This is a genomic window from Variovorax sp. OV329, assembly GCF_900114785.1.
Lineage (GTDB): Bacteria > Pseudomonadota > Gammaproteobacteria > Burkholderiales > Burkholderiaceae_C > Variovorax.
In genome coordinates this window covers 19382-37910 of sequence record NZ_FOUG01000008.1, presented here as the reverse complement: position 1 = coordinate 37910, position 18529 = coordinate 19382, and the positions used below count along the sequence as shown (strand labels likewise).

The 18529-nt window shown below is 67.7% G+C and carries 18 protein-coding genes and 1 riboswitch; of the genes, 7 read left to right on the top strand and 11 right to left on the bottom strand.

The window, feature by feature from the left end:
- Positions 1-14: 14 nt before the first annotated feature.
- A complete protein-coding gene (tyrS, locus tag BM345_RS15195; protein WP_254789747.1) occupies positions 15-1229 on the bottom strand; it encodes a tyrosine--tRNA ligase in 1215 nt (404 codons plus the stop codon).
- Positions 1230-1437: 208 nt separating this feature from the next.
- On the opposite strand from tyrS, the gene BM345_RS15190 reads away from it, so the two are divergent.
- From BM345_RS15190 to BM345_RS15180, 3 genes are all read left to right on the top strand, one after another.
- Complete coding sequence (locus BM345_RS15190) at positions 1438-2784, top strand: M23 family metallopeptidase (protein ID WP_093380803.1); 1347 nt, start codon at positions 1438-1440, stop codon at positions 2782-2784.
- A gap of 26 nt (positions 2785-2810) precedes the next feature.
- On the top strand, positions 2811-3968 hold the full coding sequence (locus BM345_RS15185; protein WP_093380801.1) for an anhydro-N-acetylmuramic acid kinase: 1158 nt from the start codon (positions 2811-2813) through the stop codon (positions 3966-3968).
- A 156-nt stretch (positions 3969-4124) separates the two neighbouring features.
- On the top strand, positions 4125-4778 hold the full coding sequence (locus BM345_RS15180) for an acyloxyacyl hydrolase (protein ID WP_093380799.1): 654 nt from the start codon (positions 4125-4127) through the stop codon (positions 4776-4778).
- 56 nt (positions 4779-4834) lie between these two features.
- On the opposite strand, the gene erpA is transcribed toward BM345_RS15180, so the two are convergent.
- From erpA to rplM, 3 genes are all read right to left on the bottom strand, one after another.
- Entirely contained in the window at positions 4835-5200 is a 366-nt protein-coding gene (gene erpA, locus BM345_RS15175; RefSeq protein ID WP_093380797.1) for an iron-sulfur cluster insertion protein ErpA, read from the bottom strand.
- A 128-nt stretch (positions 5201-5328) separates the two neighbouring features.
- On the bottom strand, positions 5329-5721 hold the full coding sequence (gene rpsI, locus BM345_RS15170; RefSeq protein ID WP_093380796.1) for a 30S ribosomal protein S9: 393 nt from the start codon (positions 5719-5721) through the stop codon (positions 5329-5331).
- 12 nt (positions 5722-5733) lie between these two features.
- Positions 5734-6162: a 50S ribosomal protein L13 gene (gene rplM / locus BM345_RS15165; RefSeq protein WP_093380794.1), complete on the bottom strand. Its 429-nt coding sequence runs from the start codon at positions 6160-6162 to the stop codon at positions 5734-5736.
- 232 nt (positions 6163-6394) lie between these two features.
- Here rplM and BM345_RS15160 point away from each other — a divergent pair, with 232 nt between their 5' ends.
- Complete coding sequence (locus tag BM345_RS15160) at positions 6395-7303, top strand: 23S rRNA (adenine(2030)-N(6))-methyltransferase RlmJ (protein ID WP_093380793.1); 909 nt, start codon at positions 6395-6397, stop codon at positions 7301-7303.
- A 7-nt stretch (positions 7304-7310) separates the two neighbouring features.
- Here the strand turns inward: BM345_RS15160 and BM345_RS15155 are convergent, their stop codons facing one another.
- Genes BM345_RS15155 through ahcY form a run of 4 tightly spaced genes read right to left on the bottom strand, consistent with a single transcriptional unit; the run spans position 7311 to position 11064 of the window.
- Positions 7311-7919 carry a septal ring lytic transglycosylase RlpA family protein gene (locus tag BM345_RS15155; RefSeq protein ID WP_175545030.1) on the bottom strand — a complete coding sequence of 203 codons (609 nt, stop codon included), beginning with the start codon at positions 7917-7919 and terminating at the stop codon, positions 7311-7313.
- A 50-nt stretch (positions 7920-7969) separates the two neighbouring features.
- A complete protein-coding gene (gene metF, locus BM345_RS15150) occupies positions 7970-8809 on the bottom strand; it encodes a methylenetetrahydrofolate reductase [NAD(P)H] (protein ID WP_093380789.1) in 840 nt (279 codons plus the stop codon).
- A 19-nt stretch (positions 8810-8828) separates the two neighbouring features.
- Entirely contained in the window at positions 8829-9599 is a 771-nt protein-coding gene (locus tag BM345_RS15145) for a TlyA family RNA methyltransferase (RefSeq protein ID WP_093380788.1), read from the bottom strand.
- 28 nt (positions 9600-9627) lie between these two features.
- Positions 9628-11064: an adenosylhomocysteinase gene (gene ahcY, locus BM345_RS15140; RefSeq protein WP_093380786.1), complete on the bottom strand. Its 1437-nt coding sequence runs from the start codon at positions 11062-11064 to the stop codon at positions 9628-9630.
- Positions 11065-11132: 68 nt separating this feature from the next.
- Positions 11133-11203, bottom strand: a riboswitch (S-adenosyl-L-homocysteine riboswitch).
- A 237-nt stretch (positions 11204-11440) separates the two neighbouring features.
- On the opposite strand from ahcY, the gene BM345_RS15135 reads away from it, so the two are divergent.
- The 3 genes from BM345_RS15135 (at position 11441) to BM345_RS15125 (ending at position 15350) form a co-directional block, all read left to right on the top strand.
- A complete protein-coding gene (locus BM345_RS15135) occupies positions 11441-12751 on the top strand; it encodes a hypothetical protein (RefSeq protein ID WP_139237531.1) in 1311 nt (436 codons plus the stop codon).
- A 140-nt stretch (positions 12752-12891) separates the two neighbouring features.
- On the top strand, positions 12892-14520 hold the full coding sequence (locus tag BM345_RS15130) for a peptide chain release factor 3 (RefSeq protein WP_093380783.1): 1629 nt from the start codon (positions 12892-12894) through the stop codon (positions 14518-14520).
- 23 nt (positions 14521-14543) lie between these two features.
- Entirely contained in the window at positions 14544-15350 is an 807-nt protein-coding gene (locus BM345_RS15125; RefSeq protein WP_093381141.1) for an HAD-IIB family hydrolase, read from the top strand.
- A gap of 24 nt (positions 15351-15374) precedes the next feature.
- Here the strand turns inward: BM345_RS15125 and BM345_RS15120 are convergent, their stop codons facing one another.
- The 3 genes from BM345_RS15120 to BM345_RS15110 form a co-directional block, all read right to left on the bottom strand.
- Complete coding sequence (locus BM345_RS15120; RefSeq protein WP_254789746.1) at positions 15375-16223, bottom strand: DUF4399 domain-containing protein; 849 nt, start codon at positions 16221-16223, stop codon at positions 15375-15377.
- Between the two features lie 170 nt (positions 16224-16393).
- Positions 16394-17368 (bottom strand): tripartite tricarboxylate transporter substrate binding protein, encoded by a 975-nt coding sequence (locus tag BM345_RS15115; protein ID WP_093380779.1) that lies wholly within the window; start codon positions 17366-17368, stop codon positions 16394-16396.
- A 104-nt stretch (positions 17369-17472) separates the two neighbouring features.
- The gene (locus BM345_RS15110; protein WP_093380778.1) at positions 17473-18516 is read right to left on the bottom strand and encodes a histone deacetylase family protein; all 1044 of its coding nucleotides are present in this window, start codon (positions 18514-18516) and stop codon (positions 17473-17475) included.
- Positions 18517-18529 lie beyond the last annotated feature (13 nt).

The window sequence follows — 18529 nt, the reverse complement described above, 5'->3', positions numbered from 1 at the left end:
AGGGCCGGGCGGCCTCAGGCGCCCAGCGTCACCCGGACGAACTTGCGCTTGCCCACCTGCACGACATAGGTGCCGGCAGCCAGCTTCAGCCCCTTGTCGCTGACGACCGCCTGGTCCACCCGCACGCCGCCGCCGTCGATCAGGCGGTTGCCCTCGGAGGTGGAAGGCGCCAGGCCCGCCTGCTTGAGCAGGTGTGCAATGCCCAGCGGAGCGCCCGTGAGGCTCAATTCCGGAATCTCGTCCGGCACCCCGCCCTTGCTGCGGTTGATGAAGTCCTGCTCGGCCGCGTCGGCCGCCTGCGCGCTGTGGAAGCGGGCGGTGATCTCCTTGGCCAGCGCCACCTTGGCGTCCTTGGGGTTGCGGCCCGCCTCGACCTCGGCCTTGAGCTTCTCGATGTCCGCCATCGACTTGAAGCTCAGCAAGGTGTACCAGCGCCACATGAGCGTGTCGGAGATCGACAGCACCTTGGCGAACATGCTGTTGGCGTCCTCGCTGATGCCGATGTAGTTGTTCTTGCTCTTGGACATCTTCTCGACGCCGTCGAGCCCTTCCAGCAGCGGCATGGTCAGGATGCACTGGGGCTCCTGGCCGTATTCCTGCTGAAGGTGGCGGCCCATCAGCAGGTTGAACTTCTGGTCGGTGCCGCCCAGTTCCAGGTCGGACTTGAGGGCCACCGAGTCGTAGCCCTGCATCAGCGGGTAGAGGAACTCGTGCACCGAGATCGACTGGCCGGCCTTGAAGCGCTTGGTGAAATCGTCGCGCTCCATCATGCGGGCCACCGTGTACTTGGCGGCCAGCTGGATCATGCCGCGCGCGCCCAGTGGGTCGCTCCACTCGGAGTTGTAACGGATCTCGGTGCGGGCCGGATCCAGCACCAGGCTGGCCTGACGGTAGTAGGTCTCGGCGTTGGCCTCGATCTGCTCCTTTGTCAGCGCGGGCCTGGTGGAATTTCGCCCGGACGGATCTCCGATCATGGTGGTGAAGTCACCGATCAGGAAGATCACGGTGTGCCCCAGGTCCTGGAGTTGCCGCATTTTGTTAAGTACCACCGTATGTCCGACATGAATGTCAGGCGCGGTGGGGTCCAGGCCCAGCTTGATGCGCAAAGGCGTGCCGGTGGCTTCGGAACGGACCAGTTTCCTGACCCATTCATCCTGGGGCAGGAGTTCATCGGCGCCCCGCAGGGAAATCGCCAGGGCCTGAGCCACTGCGTCGGAAAGAGGTGGCATCGGAGTTGAATCGGCCTTCATTTGACTGTTACGTAAAGCATGGCCGTTTCCACTATGGCCAAAGTTATACTTGCCCGCTATCTTCGGGCGCTTGATTTTATAAGCGGCGCCATTTGCCAAGGCGCCGACGCCGGGCAGTTCTGTAGGAGCGGGCCGCAATCTTGCTTACGGTTACGCCGACACAACAAAGTTTTCTGGATTCTCAATTTTGATCAACGGTATTCTCGCCGCCGAAGAGAAGCTCGCTTCCTGCGTCGCCAAGGCCGTGCGAACCTATCCGCGGCAGATCACCGCGGCCATTGCCTCCCTGCTGCTGTTCGCGGGTGGCGGTGCATTCGCCGTGGCTTCTCTTCCCGACGCCTCCGACCTGCCTGTGATGCAGGTGCTCGAGGCCGTCACGCCCCACCCCATCGACGACCAGACCGAAGCGCTGGAGTCCTTCAACTACACCCTGTTCCGCAGCGACCAGACCCGTGCCAGCGACACGGCCGAGGCCCTGTTGCGCCGCCTGGGCATCGCCGACGACGCGGCCGCCGCCTTCGTGCGCGGCAACGCGGCGGCCCGCAGCGCGCTTCTCAGCCGCCCTGGCCGCACCGTCACGGCCGAAGCCTCGCAGGACAGCCGCCTGGAACGGCTGAGCGCCCGCTTCATCCCCGATGGTGAAGGCGGCCTGCAGCGCGTGACGGTCGAGCGCGTCGGTCCGGCCTTCACGGTCAAGACCGAGTCCGAAACGCTGACCACCTCTTCGCGCCTTGCCAGCGGCATCATCCGCAGCTCCTTCTTCGCTGCCACCGACGCGGCGAACATCCCGGACGCCGTCGCCAGTCAGCTGGCCGACATCTTCTCGGGCGACGTGGACTTCCGCTCGCTCCAGAAGGGCGACCGCTTCGCCGTGGTCTACGAGAGCTTCGACGCCGAGGGCCAGGTCCTGCGCACGGGCCGCGTGCTGGCCGCCGAGTTCGAATCGGGCGGCAAGACGCACCAGGCGATGTGGTTCCAGGAAGCCGGCCAGAAGGGCAGCTACTACCGCCCCAGCGGCGAGAGCCTCCGCAAGGCCTTCCTGACCTCGCCGGTGCAGTATTCGCGCATCTCCAGCGGCTTCGCGATGCGCATGCATCCGATCATGAACGACTGGCGCCAGCACAAGGGCATCGACTTCGCGGCTGCTTCGGGCACGGCGGTGCGCAGTGTCGGCGACGGCGTGGTCGAGTTTGCCGGCCGCCAGTCCGGCTACGGCAACATCGTCATCATCAACCACCGCAACAACCAGAGCACGGCCTACGCTCACCTCAGCCGCATCGACGTGCGCGAAGGCCAGAGCGTCAACCAGGGCCAGTTCATCGGCGCGGTGGGGGCCACCGGCTGGGCGACCGGCCCGCACCTGCATTTCGAATTCCGCGTGAACGGCGAATTCCGCGATCCGACCACCATCGCCCAGCAGGACGGCGGCACTCCGATCAGCGCGAACGCGCGGCTGGCCTTCGCCCGTGCGGCAAAGTCGGTCAAGTCCGAGCTGGCGGCCGCTTCCACGGTGCTGCAGGCCAGCGCCAACTGAACTGCGGGAGACGGGCGCAGCCTTCGATGCGGGAAGCAAGCGCGCCTACCCAGCCACCAACGGCCGAGCTGTATGTCGGCCTGATGTCGGGCACCTCGCTCGACGGCGCAGACGCCGTGCTGGCGGATTTCTCCAACGGCGGCATCCAGGTCCTCGGCCATGCCGGCGCCCCTTTCCCGGCGACCCTGCGCGCCGAGCTGCTGTCCCTCAACACCCCCGGCGGAATCGATGAGCTGCACCGCGCAGCGTTGGCGGGCAATTCGCTGGCGCGCGTCTATGCCGAATTGACCGCCCGCCTGCTCGAGGGCGCGGGCGTCGCGCCGGATGCCGTGGTCGCCATCGGCGCGCATGGGCAGACCGTGCGGCACCGCCCACTCGAGTTCGACGAGGTGGGCTACACCCTGCAGCTCAACAACCCAGCCCTGCTGGCCGAGCTGAGCGGCATCGACGTGGTGGCCGAATTCCGCACCCGCGACCTCGCGGCCGGCGGCCAGGGCGCTCCGTTGGTGCCGGCCTTCCACCGGGCGCTGTTCTCGAGGGATGACCAGGCCATCGGGGTGCTGAACATCGGCGGCATCTCCAACCTGAGCCTCCTGCCGGCCGGACGAGCCGGCGCTGGCGAAGCGGTGCTGGGCTTCGACTGCGGTCCGGGCAATGCCCTGCTCGACCACTGGTGCCAGAGCCACCTGGGCCACCCCTACGATGCCGGCGGGCAGTGGGCCGCGAGCGGTACCGTGCTGCCCGACTTGCTGGACAGCCTGCTGGCGGAGCCCTTCTTTGCGCGCAAGCCGCCCAAGAGCACCGGCCGCGACCTGTTCAATCCCACCTGGCTGGCCGCGCAACTGCAGGGGATCGAGGCGCGCCCGCAGGACGTGCAGGCCACGCTGGCCGAGCTCACGGCCGGCGTCTGCACCGCCGAGGTCCAGCGCCATGGCAGCACGATCGGGCAACTGGTGGTCTGCGGCGGCGGCGCCCTGAACGATCACCTGATGGCACGCCTGGCCGCCCTCTTGCCCGGAGTGCAGGTGCTCTCGTCCGCGGAGCGCGGCCTGCCACCGCAGGAAGTGGAAGCGGCGGCATTCGCCTGGCTCGCCCACGCGGCGATCCGGCGCCAGCCCGGCAATCTGGCCAGCGTCACCGGTGCGCGCGGTCCGCGCATCCTGGGCGCCATCTACCCGGCCTGAGCGGCTACATCGCTGGCGGCGCCCCGGGGCGTTGCGATCGTCCGGCCACGCGACCAAGGGAGCGAAGCCTGCACGGCAGTCATGACCCTGCCGCCACCATTGAACCTTCCTGGGCGGTACGCTGCCGTGCAGCCCACCCCGCCACAAGAACAATCGATGCGAACAACAGGCGAGTGCCACCCGACCGTGCCTGCCACCCCGCCGGCAAGGCCAGCCGAGTCACGCAGACTCGGGCTCCTGCGCTCGGGCGCCCGCCTGGCACTGGTCGCCGGCGTCGCAGCGCTCGGATTGCTTGGGGCCGCCTTTCCCGCCTGCTCACAGGAAAGCCTGATCAAGGGCCTGTACCTGGAAGGCGGCGTGGCGCCTCACAGCGATGGCAACACGCATGCGGTCGCCGCCGGCGTGCTGCTGTCGGGCTCTCCGGCCGATACGCTGCGCAACAGCCGGACCGACTTCTACTGGGATGTGTTCGGCAGCGGCTGGCGCGCGCCATCGACCACCGACGGCCGCCGCAACTACCTGCAGTTGGGTGTCATCGCCACGCTGCGCTACCGCTTCGACGAGGGGCGCTCGCCCTGGTTCGCCGATGCCGGCTTCGGCATCAGCACCATGGACCATCACTACCAGACACCCTCGCGCGAATTCAGCACCGACTTCCAGTTCACCGAGGCCCTGGGGCTGGGTTTCAACTTTGGCGAACACAGGCAGTACGAGCTGTCGATGCGCCTCCAGCACGTGTCCAACGGCGGCATCCGCGAGCCCAACCCGGGTGAGAACTTCGTACGCCTGCGGGGCAGTTACCTGTTCTAGGCGCCCCAAACGAAAAAGCCGCCCGAAGGCGGCTTCTGTCCGGGTGAAATCTCGCGTCAGGCCGAGAAGCTCGAACCGCACCCGCAGGTCGAAGTGGCGTTCGGGTTCTTGATGACGAACTGCGCGCCTTGCAGGTCTTCCTTGTAGTCGATCTCGGCGCCCACCAGGTACTGGTAGCTCATGGCGTCGATCAGCAGCGACACGCCATTCTTGGTCATCGTGGTGTCGTCTTCGTTGGTGACTTCATCGAAGGTGAAGCCATACTGGAAGCCCGAGCAGCCCCCACCCTGCACGAACACGCGCAGCTTGAGGTCGGGATTGCCTTCTTCCGCAATCAGGTCCGCCACCTTGGCAGCAGCGCTGTCGGTGAAGACGATGGGCTCGGGCATCTGGGTCTGGACGTTTTCGGCAACGGCGCTCATGGGTGAGGACTCCTGCTTTGGATGAGGCAACCCACTGGATCTGGGGGCGCCAATACTGAAATGCTAGCGCAATCAACAAAAAACCGCCCGAAGGCGGTCTTTTGGCGAAGTACGCAGGAAGCAGGCGATCAGCGCTTGCTGAACTGCTTGCGGCGGCGTGCGGAGTGCAGACCGACCTTCTTACGTTCGACTTCACGCGCGTCACGGGTGACGAAACCAGCCTGGCTCAGCACCGGCTTGAGGTTCGCGTCATAGTCGATCAGCGCGCGGGTGATGCCGTGACGGGTCGCGCCGGCCTGGCCGGATTCGCCGCCGCCGTGGACGTTCACCATGATGTCGAAGGACTCAGCGTTGTCCGTGAGGTACAGCGGCTGCTTGGCGATCATGATCGAGGTCTGGCGGCCGAAGAACTCTTCGATTGCCTTGCCGTTGACCGTGATCTTGCCGGTGCCCTTCTTCAGAAACACGCGGGCGACGCTGGACTTGCGACGGCCGGTGCCATTGTTCCATTCACCAATCATTCTCAAGGCTCCTTACAGTTCCAGCACTTGAGGCTGTTGGGCGGTGTGCGGGTGCTCTGCACCACCGTACACCTTGAGCTTCTTGATCATGGCGTAACCCAGCGGGCCCTTGGGCAGCATGCCCTTGACGGCCTTTTCCAGGGCGCGGCCCGGGTGCTTGGCTTGCATGTCGCGGAAGGTGGTCGCCGTGATGCCGCCCGGGTAGCCCGAGTGACGGTAGTACACCTTGTCCAGGGACTTGGCGCCGGTGACACGCAGGCGAGCTGCATTGATGATGACGATGAAGTCACCGGTATCGACGTGAGGCGTATAAATGGCCTTGTGCTTGCCGCGCAGACGGAGGGCAACTTCGCTGGCTACCCGTCCGAGGACCTTGTCGGTCGCGTCAATCACAAACCACTCGTGCTTCACGTCAGCGGGTTTTGCGCTGAACGTAGACATGAGATGTCCTTAAAAAGGATGGTTTGGCGGGCCCTTTTCCACGGTCGGTGCTCCTCTGATGGGAACCTCTTAGGTGGGAGTATTGCTTCGCCGCGGGGCCACTAAAGCGCTGCGAAGCCTTCCATTATAGCCAGGAAGCCTGGTTTTGGCCAAGGGGCCTGCCGCGGCGCCCCGCAGGCCCCACAATCGCCCCTCCGGGCGGCCGTCCGCCGCCCCAGCCTTGCCCAATCCCATGTTCAGCTACCGCCACGCCTTCCACGCAGGAAACCATGCCGATGTGCTCAAACACACCGTGCTGATCGCCACGCTGGACCACCTGCTCGAAAAGGACACCGCCCTCACGGTGGTCGATACGCATGCCGGTGCCGGCCTGTACCGGCTGGACGGCGACTACGCCGGCGCCAGCGGCGAAGCCACCCAGGGCGTGATGCGCCTGCTGGCCAGCAAGGGCTCGCCCGGCGTGCCGGCCGAACTGGCGCCGGCACTCCAGCGCTACCTCGAGATCGTGGTGCGCGACTTCAATGCGGGCAAGGAAAGCGCGCGCATCTACCCCGGCTCGCCCTTCATCACCCAGCACCTGCTGCGCGACCACGACAAGCTCAAGCTCTTCGAGCTGCACCCCACGGATTCGCGCACGCTGTCCGCCAACATCGCCCAGCTGGAGGCGGGCCGGCAGGTGACGGTGCTTCGCGAGGACGGCTTCGGCAGCGCCACCAAGTTCCTGCCGCCGCCCTCGCGCCGCGCGCTGGTGCTGTGCGACCCCAGCTACGAGATCAAGAGCGACTACGGCCGCGTGCTGGACTTCATTGCCGAGGCGCTCAAGCGCTTTGCCACCGGGACCTACGCCGTCTGGTATCCGATCATTCCGCGTCCCGAGGCGCACGACGTGCCGCGGCGCCTGAAGACCATGGCCACCAAGGCCGGCAAGTCCTGGCTCAACGCCAGCCTCACGGTGAAGTCGAGCAAGATCCTCACGACGCCCACCGGCGAGACGCGCCGCCCGGGGCTGCCGGCCAGCGGCATGTTCCTGATCAACCCGCCCTACACCCTCAAGGCCCAGCTGGCCGAGGCGCTGCCGCAGATGGTGGCCGTACTCGGCCAGGACCGGAACGCCGCCTTCGCGCTGGACGCCGGCGGCTGAGGCCCTTTCAGCGCCGCCGGGTGGCGCGCCGCGCCGGCTGCGGCTTCTTCTTTGTCTCCGACGCGCTGTCGCCGCCCGGGTCCACCGTCGACAGCGGTGGCGGGCCCACGGTCTCGCCACCACAGCGCATGCCTTCGCGGTCGACGATCGACAGCGCCACCTGCTTGATGCCCAGGCCGATCATGTCCAGCTCCTCGGCCGCGGCGCGGCTGAGGTCGATGATCCGGTTGTTGGCATAGGGGCCGCGGTCGTTGATGCGCACCAGCACTTCCTTGCCGTTGACCAGGCTGCGCACGCACACGCGGGTGTTGAAGGCCAGGGTCCTGTGGGCAGCGGTCATCGCGCCCATGTCGAAGCGCTCGCCATTGGCGGTCTTCTTCTGGTGGAACTGGATGCCGTACCACGAGGCGCCTCCGCGCTGGAACACCTCGCGTGTGCCGCTGTCACCGGGCACGCCGTCGTCGGGCAGGTCGTCGCCGGTGCCGGGCGTGCCCAGCTCGTAGTTGACCGAGGGCACGCGCGAGCGCGGCGCGCCCGCGGGCACCGAGGGCTGGCGCGAGAGCGGGCGCAGGTCCTCGCCCTGGCGCTCGCCCGGCGCACCGCAGGCGCCGAGCAGCGCCGCGGTGGCCAGCGCTGCGGCCCAGGCGGCGCAGCGCTTGCCGATGCTCACGAGGGCGTTTTCCAACCCAGCCGCTGCAGGACGCCCAAGGTGGCGACTGCCTGGTTCATGGTGTAGAAGTGCAGCGCCGGCACGCCCGCCGCGATCAGCCGCTCGCACAGCTGGGCCACCACGTCCAGACCGAAGGCCTTGATGGACTCGGTGTCGTCGCCGAAGCTCTGCAGGCGCAGGCGCACCCAGCGCGGGATCTCGGCGCCGCAGGCGTCGGAGAAGCGCATCAGCTGCGTGGAGCTGGTGATGGGCATGATGCCCGGCACGATCGGCAGGTCCAGCTGCTGCGCATGGGCCTCGTCCACGAAGCGGAAATAGGCCTCGGGGCTGAAGAAGTACTGGGTGATGGCCGAATCGGCACCGGCCCGCACCTTGGTCGCGAAGGCCTGCATGTCGGCCTCGGGCGAACGGGCCTGCGGATGCACCTCGGGGTAGCAGGCCACCTCGATGTGGAAATCGCTGCCGGTCTCTTCGCGGATGAAGCGCACCAGGTCGCTGGCGTAGAGGAACTCGCCGCCCGCGCCATAGCCGCTGGGCAGGTCGCCGCGCAGGGCCACCAGGCGCTTCACGCCCATGGCCTTGAGCTCGGCCAGCTGCGTGCGCACCGTGGCGCGGGTGGCGCCGATGCACGAGAAATGGCAGGCGGCATCGCTGCCCTCGGACAGGATCTCGCGCACCGCACCGAAGGTGCCTTCGTGCGTGGAGCCGCCGGCGCCGTAGGTGACGGAGCAGAACTCCGGCTTCATGCCGTACAGCTTCTGGCGCACCGCGCGCAGCTTGACCGCGCCTTCGGGCGTCTTGGTCGGGAAGAACTCGAAACTCAAGGGAAGGTCCACGGGGCCTCCTGAAGGAAATCTAGCCGCCCGCGGGGCGCGCGGCATGAACGAAAAATTCTCGGTTGCCATCGCCACCGGAGATGGCGCTGTCGTGCCAGCCGATGACCTGCAGGCCCAGCTGCCCGCAGGCATCGCGCAGCCGCTGCTCCACCTGCCGGTAGAGCGACGCATCCCGCACGATGCCCCCTTTGCCGACCTGGCCGGGCTGCAGCTCGAACTGCGGCTTGACCAGCATCAGCAACCGACCCTGCGGCGCCAGCAACGGTACCAGCGCCGGCAGCACCAGCGTGAGCGAGATGAAGGACAGGTCGCCCACGACCAGGTCGAAGGGTACGCCGCTGTCGCCGGCGGCCACCAGGTCCTGCGTGCCCAGGGCACGCGCATTGACCTTTTCCACCGCCCGCACCCGGGCATCCCCGCGCAGCCGCGGATGCAGCTGGCCGTGGCCCACGTCGACGCCGACCACCTGCTCGGCACCCTGCTGCAGCAGGCAGTCGGTGAAGCCGCCGGTGGATTGGCCGACGTCGAGGCAGCGCAAGCCGCGGACCTCGATGCCCGCCGACGCCAGTGCGCCTTCCAGCTTCAGCCCGCCGCGGGACACGTAGCGCGCCTCTGCGTTGTCGGCCAGCTCGAGTTCGGCCGATGCCGGCACCTCCTCGCCGTTCTTGGCGACGCTGCGCCAGGCCGCATCGCCCGCCACGCGCCAGCGCAGGCCGCCCGCGATGAGGCGGGAGGCCTGGGAGCGCGAGGCGGCGAGGCCGCGCTCGACGAGCAACTGGTCTGCGCGCACGTCGCAGCGGAACGGGCGTGCGGCCCGCTCAGTAGCGGTACGTGTCCGGCTTGTAGGGACCGCTCTTGTCGACGCCGATGTAGGCCGCCTGCTCGTCGGTAAGCACCGTGAGCTGGGCGCCCAGCTTGGACAGCTGCAGGCGCGCGACCTTCTCGTCCAGGTGCTTGGGCAGCACGTAGACCTTGCCGGCCTGGTAGGCATCGGGCTTGGTGAACAGCTCGATCTGCGCGATGGTCTGGTTGGCGAAGGACGAGCTCATCACGTAGCTCGGGTGGCCCGTGCCGCAGCCCAGGTTCACCAGGCGGCCCTTGGCCAGCAGGATGATGCGCTTGCCGTTCGGGAAAATGATGTGGTCGACCTGCGGCTTGATCTCTTCCCACTGGTACTTCTCGAGCGACGCGACGTCGATCTCGTTGTCGAAGTGGCCGATGTTGCAGACGATGGCCTGGTCCTTCATGGCGGCCATGATGTCGTGCGTGATCACGTCCTTGTTGCCGGTGGTGGTCACGAAGATGTCGGCCTTGTCGGCGGCGTATTCCATCGTGACGACGCGGTAGCCTTCCATGGCGGCCTGCAGGGCGTTGATGGGGTCGATCTCGGTGACCCACACCTGCGCCGACAGGGCGCGCAGCGCCTGCGCCGAGCCCTTGCCCACGTCACCGTAGCCGGCGACCACGGCGACCTTGCCGGCGATCATCACGTCGGTGGCGCGCTTGATGCCGTCCACCAGCGACTCGCGGCATCCGTAGAGGTTGTCGAACTTGCTCTTGGTGACCGAGTCGTTCACGTTGATGGCGCGGAACTTCAGCGTGCCCTTGGCCGACATCTCGTTGAGGCGGTGCACGCCGGTGGTCGTTTCCTCGGTCACGCCGATGATCTCGGCGGACTTGCGGGTGTACCAGGTGGCGTCCTGGGCGATCTTGGCCTTGATGGCGGCGAAGAGGATGCGCTCTTCCTCGCTGGTTGGGTTGGCCAGCACGCTCTGGTCCTTCTCGGCCCGCTGGCCCAGGTGCATCAGCAGCGTGGCGTCGCCGCCGTCGTCCAGGATCATGTTCGGGCCTTCGCCCTTCGAGTCCTTGGGGCCGAAGTCGAAGATGCGGTGGGTGTAGTCCCAGTAGTCGGACAGGCTCTCGCCCTTGATCGCGAACACGGGCGTGCCGGCTTCGGCGATGGCGGCAGCAGCGTGGTCCTGCGTGGAGAAGATGTTGCACGAGGCCCAGCGCACCGTGGCGCCCAGCGCCTGCAGCGTCTCGATCAGCACCGCGGTCTGGATCGTCATGTGCAGCGAGCCGGTGATGCGCGCGCCCTTCAGGGGCTGCGTCTTGGCAAATTCGTCGCGGATGGCCATCAGGCCGGGCATCTCGGTCTCGGCGATGCGGATTTCCTTGCGGCCCCAGGCGGCAAGGGAGATGTCGGCGATGGCCTGGTCGGCGGAAGAAGCATTGGATTTGAGAACAGCGCTCATGGGAACTCCAGACGGGTTGCTACGTGGACCGCCGGCCAGGGGGAGCGAGTGAAGGCTCACCGCGAGACAGCGGGCGAGCGTCGTTGCGAATGTGGATCCGAGCCTCACGCCTGATGGCGCTGCAACGCTCCTCGGAAGAGGGCATTTTACGCAAAGGCGGACGAGGCGCCGTGCGCATTGGCACCAATCGACGAAGTCGGCGTCCTGATTTGCGAAACAGGCGCGTCAACAGGTTGCAACAGTGCGTCGCCATTTTGGCCATTCCTATCAACTTTGATGGGGCGATCTGCCTTAACTTCTTCTTACATTTGCGGCGCACGGGTCGAGTCAGGGCCTGCGCGCATCGGAAATTCAAAAGATAACTAGGAGTCCAGCGATGAGTTTTGTTCGTGGAATGGCTGCCGTCCTGGCAGCGGCCAGCCTGGCCTTGGCAGGATGCGGAGGAGGCGGGGGAGGCGGCGGCGCCCCGGCGCCGCTGACCCTGTCCGTGAAGATCAACGGTGCCGACAGCGCCAGCATGGACACGTACAGCGTGAAGCCCGGCGACACCGTCAGCGTCGCCGCCAGCGCCGCCGCCACCTGGACGAGTTCGGGGGCCCAGGTCCAGCTCGCCAACGCCAGCAGTTCGACGGGTTCATGGCAGGCGCAGCTTCTCAACACGGCCACCAGTGCTGCCACCCTGACGCTGAGCGCCTCGGCCGCCACCGGGAACAAGACGGTCACCTTCCAGCTGGGGGCGGGCGACGTCCGCAATGGCAGCTACAAGGTCTACGCGACCAACGGCTCGCGCGAAACGCTGGCCCTGAACTTCGACGCCGGCAGCTACGCCTTCAGCGGCAGCAACATGGGCGACGTGGACGCGTCCGGCACTTTCAGCGCAGACAGCGCCGAGGCCGGCACCTACGTCTTTGCCAGCAGCCGCGTGACCACGACCGCCAACACGGCCAGGTTCAGGGTCAAGGGAGACACCATCGTCGGCGGCTTCCCCTTCGCGAATGCCCAGACGCTGGCGAGCTACGAGATCAAGCCCTTCGTCGCCTCTCGCGCCCTGGAGAAGAACCGTGCCGCCATCGATGGCGTGTTCAACCGCTTCGGCATCACGATCGGCTCGACCGCGTCCCAGATCATGCAGGTGGAGATCTCCGGCAGCGGCACCGTGATGCGGCAGTGCCTGGACAACACCATCCCGCGCATCGACCTGTGCACCTCGATTGCGACCTACTCGATCCAGCCAGGCGCGACGGACGACACCTGGAGCATCGTCGATGGAACCGGCGCTTCCCTAGGCAGCTTCGCCATGGCCAGGCATGAAGGCGCCTACATCTACCTGTCGGCCGGCAAGCAGGCAGGTGGATCGACGGACACCATCTTCCGCATCGGCCTGCCCGATTCCACCGCCTGGCCCACCGGCACAGGCTACGGCAGCGCAACGCCAGGGTCGTGGGGCCGGATCGACATGCAAGCGGGCACGTCGACACGCACGGGCATCGCCACGAACGGCACGGCCGTACAGACAGCGAATGTCTACCTCGCGATGGGTGCCGGCCGCCCGGACGGCATGCGCGAGATCAGCGGCTCCGGCGTGGCCTACTTCGCCATGCAGGGCGCGGGCCTCTTTGCAATCATCGGTGCCGACAGCATCCCCGCCGGCACGGCCGGCTACATGCAGATCAGCCTGATGAACTGATCGGCAGGCGCCCCTGACGGCACCGAAGGGCCGTGGCGTCACCAGCCACGGCCCTTTTTCTTGCGGCCGGTAAAATTGCGCGCTTTGCCCTCGCAGCCCGAGCGCGCCCGCTGGCGCGCAGCACGCTTCGCGCTCCCGCCATGTCCTACGCCCCCGAAACCCGCCGCCGCCGCACCTTCGCGATCATTTCCCACCCCGACGCCGGCAAGACCACGCTCACTGAGAAGCTGCTGCTGTTCTCGGGCGCGATCCAGATCGCCGGCTCGGTGAAGGCCCGCAAGGCCTCGCGGCACGCGACCTCGGACTGGATGGAGATCGAGAAGCAGCGCGGCATCTCGGTGGCCTCGTCGGTGATGCAGATGTCCTACCGCGACCACGTCATCAACCTGCTCGACACCCCCGGCCACAAGGACTTCTCCGAAGACACCTACCGCGTGCTCACCGCCGTCGACTCGGCGCTGATGGTGATCGACGCGGCCAACGGCGTGGAAGCGCAGACGCGGCGCCTGATCGAGGTCTGCCGGCAGCGCGACACCCCTATCATCACCTTCGTCAACAAGATGGACCGCGAGGTGCGCGAGCCGCTGGACATCCTGGACGAAGTGGAGCGCGAACTGGGCATGCCCTGCGTGCCCATGACCTGGCCGGTGGGCCAGGGCAAGCGCTTCGGCGGCATCGTCAACCTGCGCACGCAGGCCATGACGGTTTTCGAGTCCGGCAGCGAGCGCCGCCCGCAGGACTTCGAGGCCATTCCCCTGTCCGAGCAGGACCAGCTCCGGCAGCGCTTCGGCAGCGAGTTCGACGCCGCCCTGGAAAGCATGGAACTCGCCGCGGGCGCGTCCCCCGAGTGGGACCACGAAGCCTTCCTCGCCGGCAAGCAGACGCCCGTCTTCTTCGGCTCCGGCGTGAACAACTTCGGCGTAATGGAAGTGCTCGACGCGCTGGTGGACCTGGCGCCGCCGCCGCAGCCGCGCATCAGCACCACCCTGGTGAACCGCCAGCCGGTGGTCAAGGAGATCCAGCCCGAGGACAAGGACTTCGCCGGCGTGGTGTTCAAGGTGCAGGCCAACATGGACGCCAACCACCGCGACCGCATCGCCTTCGTGCGCATGGCCTCGGGCAAGTACTCGCCGGGCATGAAGCTCAAGGTGCAGCGCACCGGCAAGGAACTGCGTCCCACCAGCGTGGTCACCTTCATGAGCCAGCGCCGCGAGGCGGTGGACGAGGCCTACGCCGGCGATATCGTGGGCTTCACCACGCACGGTGGCGTGCAGCTGGGCGACACCATCACCGACGGCGCCTCGCTGCAGTTCACCGGCCTTCCCTTCTTCGCGCCCGAACTGTTCATGGTCGTGGTGCTGAAGAACCCGCTGCGCACCAAGCAGCTGCAGCAGGGCCTGGCGCAGCTGGGCGAGGAAGGGGCGATCCAGGTCTTCCGCCCCGAGGTCGGCGGCCCGATGCTGCTGGGCGCGGTGGGCCAACTGCAGTTCGAAGTGGTGCAGCATCGGCTGAAAAGCGAGTACGACGCCGACGTGCGCTTGGAAGGCTGCCAGTACACCGGCGCGCGCTGGATAACGGCCGACACGCCGGCCGAGCTGCGCGAATTCGTCAACGCCTATCCGCAGCGCATGGCGCTGGACGCGGCCGACACGCTGGCCTATCTGTGCACCAGCCCCTACGACGTGCGCCTGGCGCAGGAGCGCTTCCCCAAGATCCACTTCCACCCGCTGCGCGAGCACGCCGGCCTGGCGCTGCAATCCGCGGCATGAGCACCGCCGGCAAAGCCAGCCCGATGCGCCCGCTGGCCGACTGGCCCGCGGCCGACCGGCGCCAGCTGATCGGCGTCTTCACCGACATCGACGACACGCTCACCACGGATGGCGAGGTGCCCGAGGGCACGGTGGCCGCGCTGGGCGCGCTGCGGGCGGCGGGCCTGCACGTGGTGGCGATCACCGGACGGCCGGTGGGCTGGAGCGTGCCCTTCGCCTCGCGCTGGCCGGTGGATGCGATCGTTCCCGAGAACGGCGCGATGGCGCTGTTGCCTACCGGCGAGCCCGACGCGAATGGCCAGCGCCAGCTCGCGCGCCTCTACCAGCAGGACGAAGCCACGCGCGCGCGCAACCATGCGCGCATGCAGGAAGTGCTCGCCGGCATCGAGCGCGACATTCCCGGCGCGCGACGCGCGCAGGATTCCGCCGGCCGCGAGTGCGACATCGCCGTGGATCACAGCGAATTCGCGCAGCTGTCGGACGCGCAGATCGACAAGGTGGTCGTCGCCATGCGCGTGGCCGGCATGCATGCCACCGTGAGCAGCATCCACGTCAACGGCTGGTTCGGCGACCACAACAAGCTGGAAGGCGCGCACTGGATCGTGCGCCAGCTCTGGAACCGCGACCTGCGCGCAGAGCACCAGCGCTGGGCCTTCGTAGGCGACTCGACCAACGATGCGCTGATGTTCCACTACTTCGAGCACAGCGTGGGCGTGGCCAACATCGCGCGCTTCGTGCCGCACCTGTCGGACCTGCCGACCTACGTCACGCAGGGCGAGCGCGGCGCGGGCTTCGAGGAAGTGGCGCGCGCCATCCTGGCCGCGCGGTAGCGCCCGGAGTTCAGCGCCTAGCGTTCAGGGCACGGTGAAGCTCACCGGCTTGGCGCGCGTCATCGGCTTGCCGTCGCCGTTGGCGATCAAGTCCAGCTTGGCGCTGTAGTCGCCCTTGGGCGGGTTCAGCCACAGTTCGGTCTGCCCGCCGTCGAGCTCGATCACCTCGCTCTTCTGGCCGGCACGGTCCAGCGTCAGGCGGAAGTGCCCGGTGCCGTCCACCTTGGGCGCCACGTGCGAGACGTTGTAGCCACTGGCGTGGAACTGCATGCGCAGCGGCAGTTGCACCGTGCCGCGCTCGGTCGCGCCGATCACCTCGATGCGCGGTGGGCCGAGCACGTCGGCCGGCTTCACGTCCTTGTTCTGTTTCGCGACCGTGACCCGCAATGGCTTGCTGTAGACGAAGTAGGGAATGTGTCCCTGGTCGGCCAGCACCAGGCGCAGGGTGTAGCTGCCGGGCGGCAGGTCCACCACTGCCTCCATCTGGCCCTTGCCGAAGTGCACGTACTTCTCGGTGAAGGGCAGCGGCTTCTTGAAGTCCAGCGGCAGCGGCTGGTCGATCAGCAGGTGGTGGTGGCCGGCACGGCCGGCCGTCTTGCCCGCCGGCACGATGCCTCGCATGCTCAGGCCGAAGCGGGCCACGAAGGGCGACTCGACGCTGGCGCCATCCTTGAGGTTGGTGAAGTAGGCCTCGGGCGACCAGCTGGGCGGCACCACCACCCAGGGGTGCGACGGCAGGTCGGCCAGGTCGGCCTCGGGCTGCGGCGCCGCCGCCGGTGACGCCGGCATTGCGTGCCCCGCATGCGGCGACTGGGGCGCCTGCGCCCCCGCCAGACCGCACGCCAGCAAGCCGGCGGCGGCCGCCAGGGCCATGGCAACGGAACCCCTCTCGACCCTCGTCCCCAACCTCGTCCCCATAGTCATTGCGACACCTTTTGTTTCTTAGGTGTCGCATTGTGGCCTCAAGATTTGCCGACCCAACGGTCGAAAAACCGGGCTTTTTCACCAGGACCGCCGACTTTCCGCCGCCAGCCCGGACGAGGTCAGTTGCCCTTGGCCAGCCCCAGTTTGTCGATCAGCGCCTTCTCCTTCTTCACCGTGTCCTCGGCGAAGGCGGTGTACTGGGCCGAGTTCATGTAGATCGGCACCATGTCGTAGCGGCCCAGCGCGGCCACGTAGCTGGGCTCGTCCATGGCCTGCTTGAAGGCGTCGTGCAGCTTCTTCACCACATCCGGCGGCGTGCCCTTGGGTGCGCCGATGCCGAAGGGCGAGTTCTGGACGATGTCGTAGCCCAGTTCCTTGAGCGTGGGCGCGTCGGGGAACTTGGCCAGGCGCTTGTCGCCCCAGGTGTTGAGCACGCGAAGCTTGCCCGACTCCACGTGCGGCGCCCAGCCGGTGCTGTCGGAAGCGGCCATCAGGTGCCCGCCCAGCAGCGCCTGCATCAGGTCGGCATTGCCCTTGTAGGGAACGTGCTGCAGCTGGATGCCGGCCTGCTGCGCCAGCAACTCGGTGGTCAGGTGCGGGCTGGTGAGGTTGCCGGTGGAGCCGTAAGTGAGCTTGCCCGGGTTGGCCTTGGCATAGGCGACGAACTCCTTCCAGTCCTTGATGGGGCTGTCGCTGGGCACCACCATGCCGAAGGCGTAGCCGGTGACGTTGATGATGTAGCTGATGTCCTTCACCGGGTCCCAGTTGATCTTGGTCGTGTAGCCGATGCGGAACACGCCCAGCGGGATCTGGCCGACGGTGTAGCCATCGGGCGCCGCGGTCTGCAGCGCCTGGGCAGGGAGCGTGCCGCCGGCGCCGGGCTTGTTCTCTACGATCACCGGCTGGCCCAGCGCCTTGCCGGCGTTCTCGGCCAGTTGGCGCATGGTGATGTCGGTCGGGCCACCGGCCGGGAAGGCGATCACCAGCTTGATGGGCCTGCTCGGAAAGGATTGCGCCTGGGCGGCCAGGGGCCAGGCCAGGCTGGCCAGCGCGGCCAGGGATGCGGTGCGAAGAATCAGCTTGCGTCGGGACATGGGACAAGGCCTCCTTGATGGCGCGGGTGTCAGGAGCGCGCATTGGGCCGGTGCCACGGGCGAGCGGCAATCGGGGCTCACCCGCAAGGGGTCACTCCGGCGACTCAGGCGGCCTGCGCGAAACCCTGCAGCACGTTCACCGCGTTGACGCCGACCTCCGCCACCGCGTAGCCGCCCTCGAACACGAAGACCGTGGGCAGGCCGGCGCGGGCGATGTCCTCGCCGATGCGCAGGTAGTCCTCGCTCTTCAGGCTAAAGCCGGCCACCGGGTCGCCTTCGAAGGTGTCGACGCCCAGCGAGACCACCAGCGCCTCGGCGCCCGTGGCGGCGATGCCCTGCAGCGCCACGCCCAGGGCGGCGCGCCAGCTGGCGAAATCGGTGCCGCGGGCCAGCGGCAGGTTGTGGTTGAAGCCCAGGCCCGCGCCCTCGCCACGCTCGTCCGCATGGCCCAGGTAGTAGGGGTAGTCGGTGCGCGGGTCGCCGTGCAGGCTGGCCACGTGCACGTCGGCACGCTCGTAGAAGATGGCTTGCGTGCCGTTGCCGTGGTGGTAGTCCACGTCCAGCACCGCCACGCGCGCGGCGCCGGCGTCGCGCAGCGTTTGCGCCGCGAGGGCGGCGTTGTTGAGGAAGCAGTAGCCGCCGTAGAAGTCGGCGCCGGCGTGATGGCCGGGCGGCCGCGTCAGCGCGAAGGCAGCGCGCTCGCCGCCGGCCACGCGGCGCGCCGCGGTCCAGGCGGTGGCGGCGCCGTGGCGTGCGGCCTGCCAGCTGCCGGACATGAGCGGCGTGCCTGCGTCGAAGGCGAACAGGCCTACGCGCGCGGGGAAGCTGGTGGGCAGCACGTCGCGCCGCATGCCCAGCGCGGGCCAGTACGAAGGCAGCACGTCGAGCGCGGCGTTGGCCGGGTCGAGCGCGATCCACTCCTCCCACGCGCCAGCCAGGAAGTCCAGATAGCGGGGCGCGTGGATGGCGCTCAGCAGGGCCTCGTCGAAGTCATCCGCGGCGCTGACCGGCCCAAGGCCGCGCGACTGCAGTTCGCGCAACACGAAGTCTGCCCGCGCGGGCACCTCGAAGCTGGGCACCAGCTGGCCCCGGAACATCTCCATGCGGCCCTGGTGCAGCGCATGCCGCTCGTTGTAGATGGTCAGCATGACCTGCTTCTCC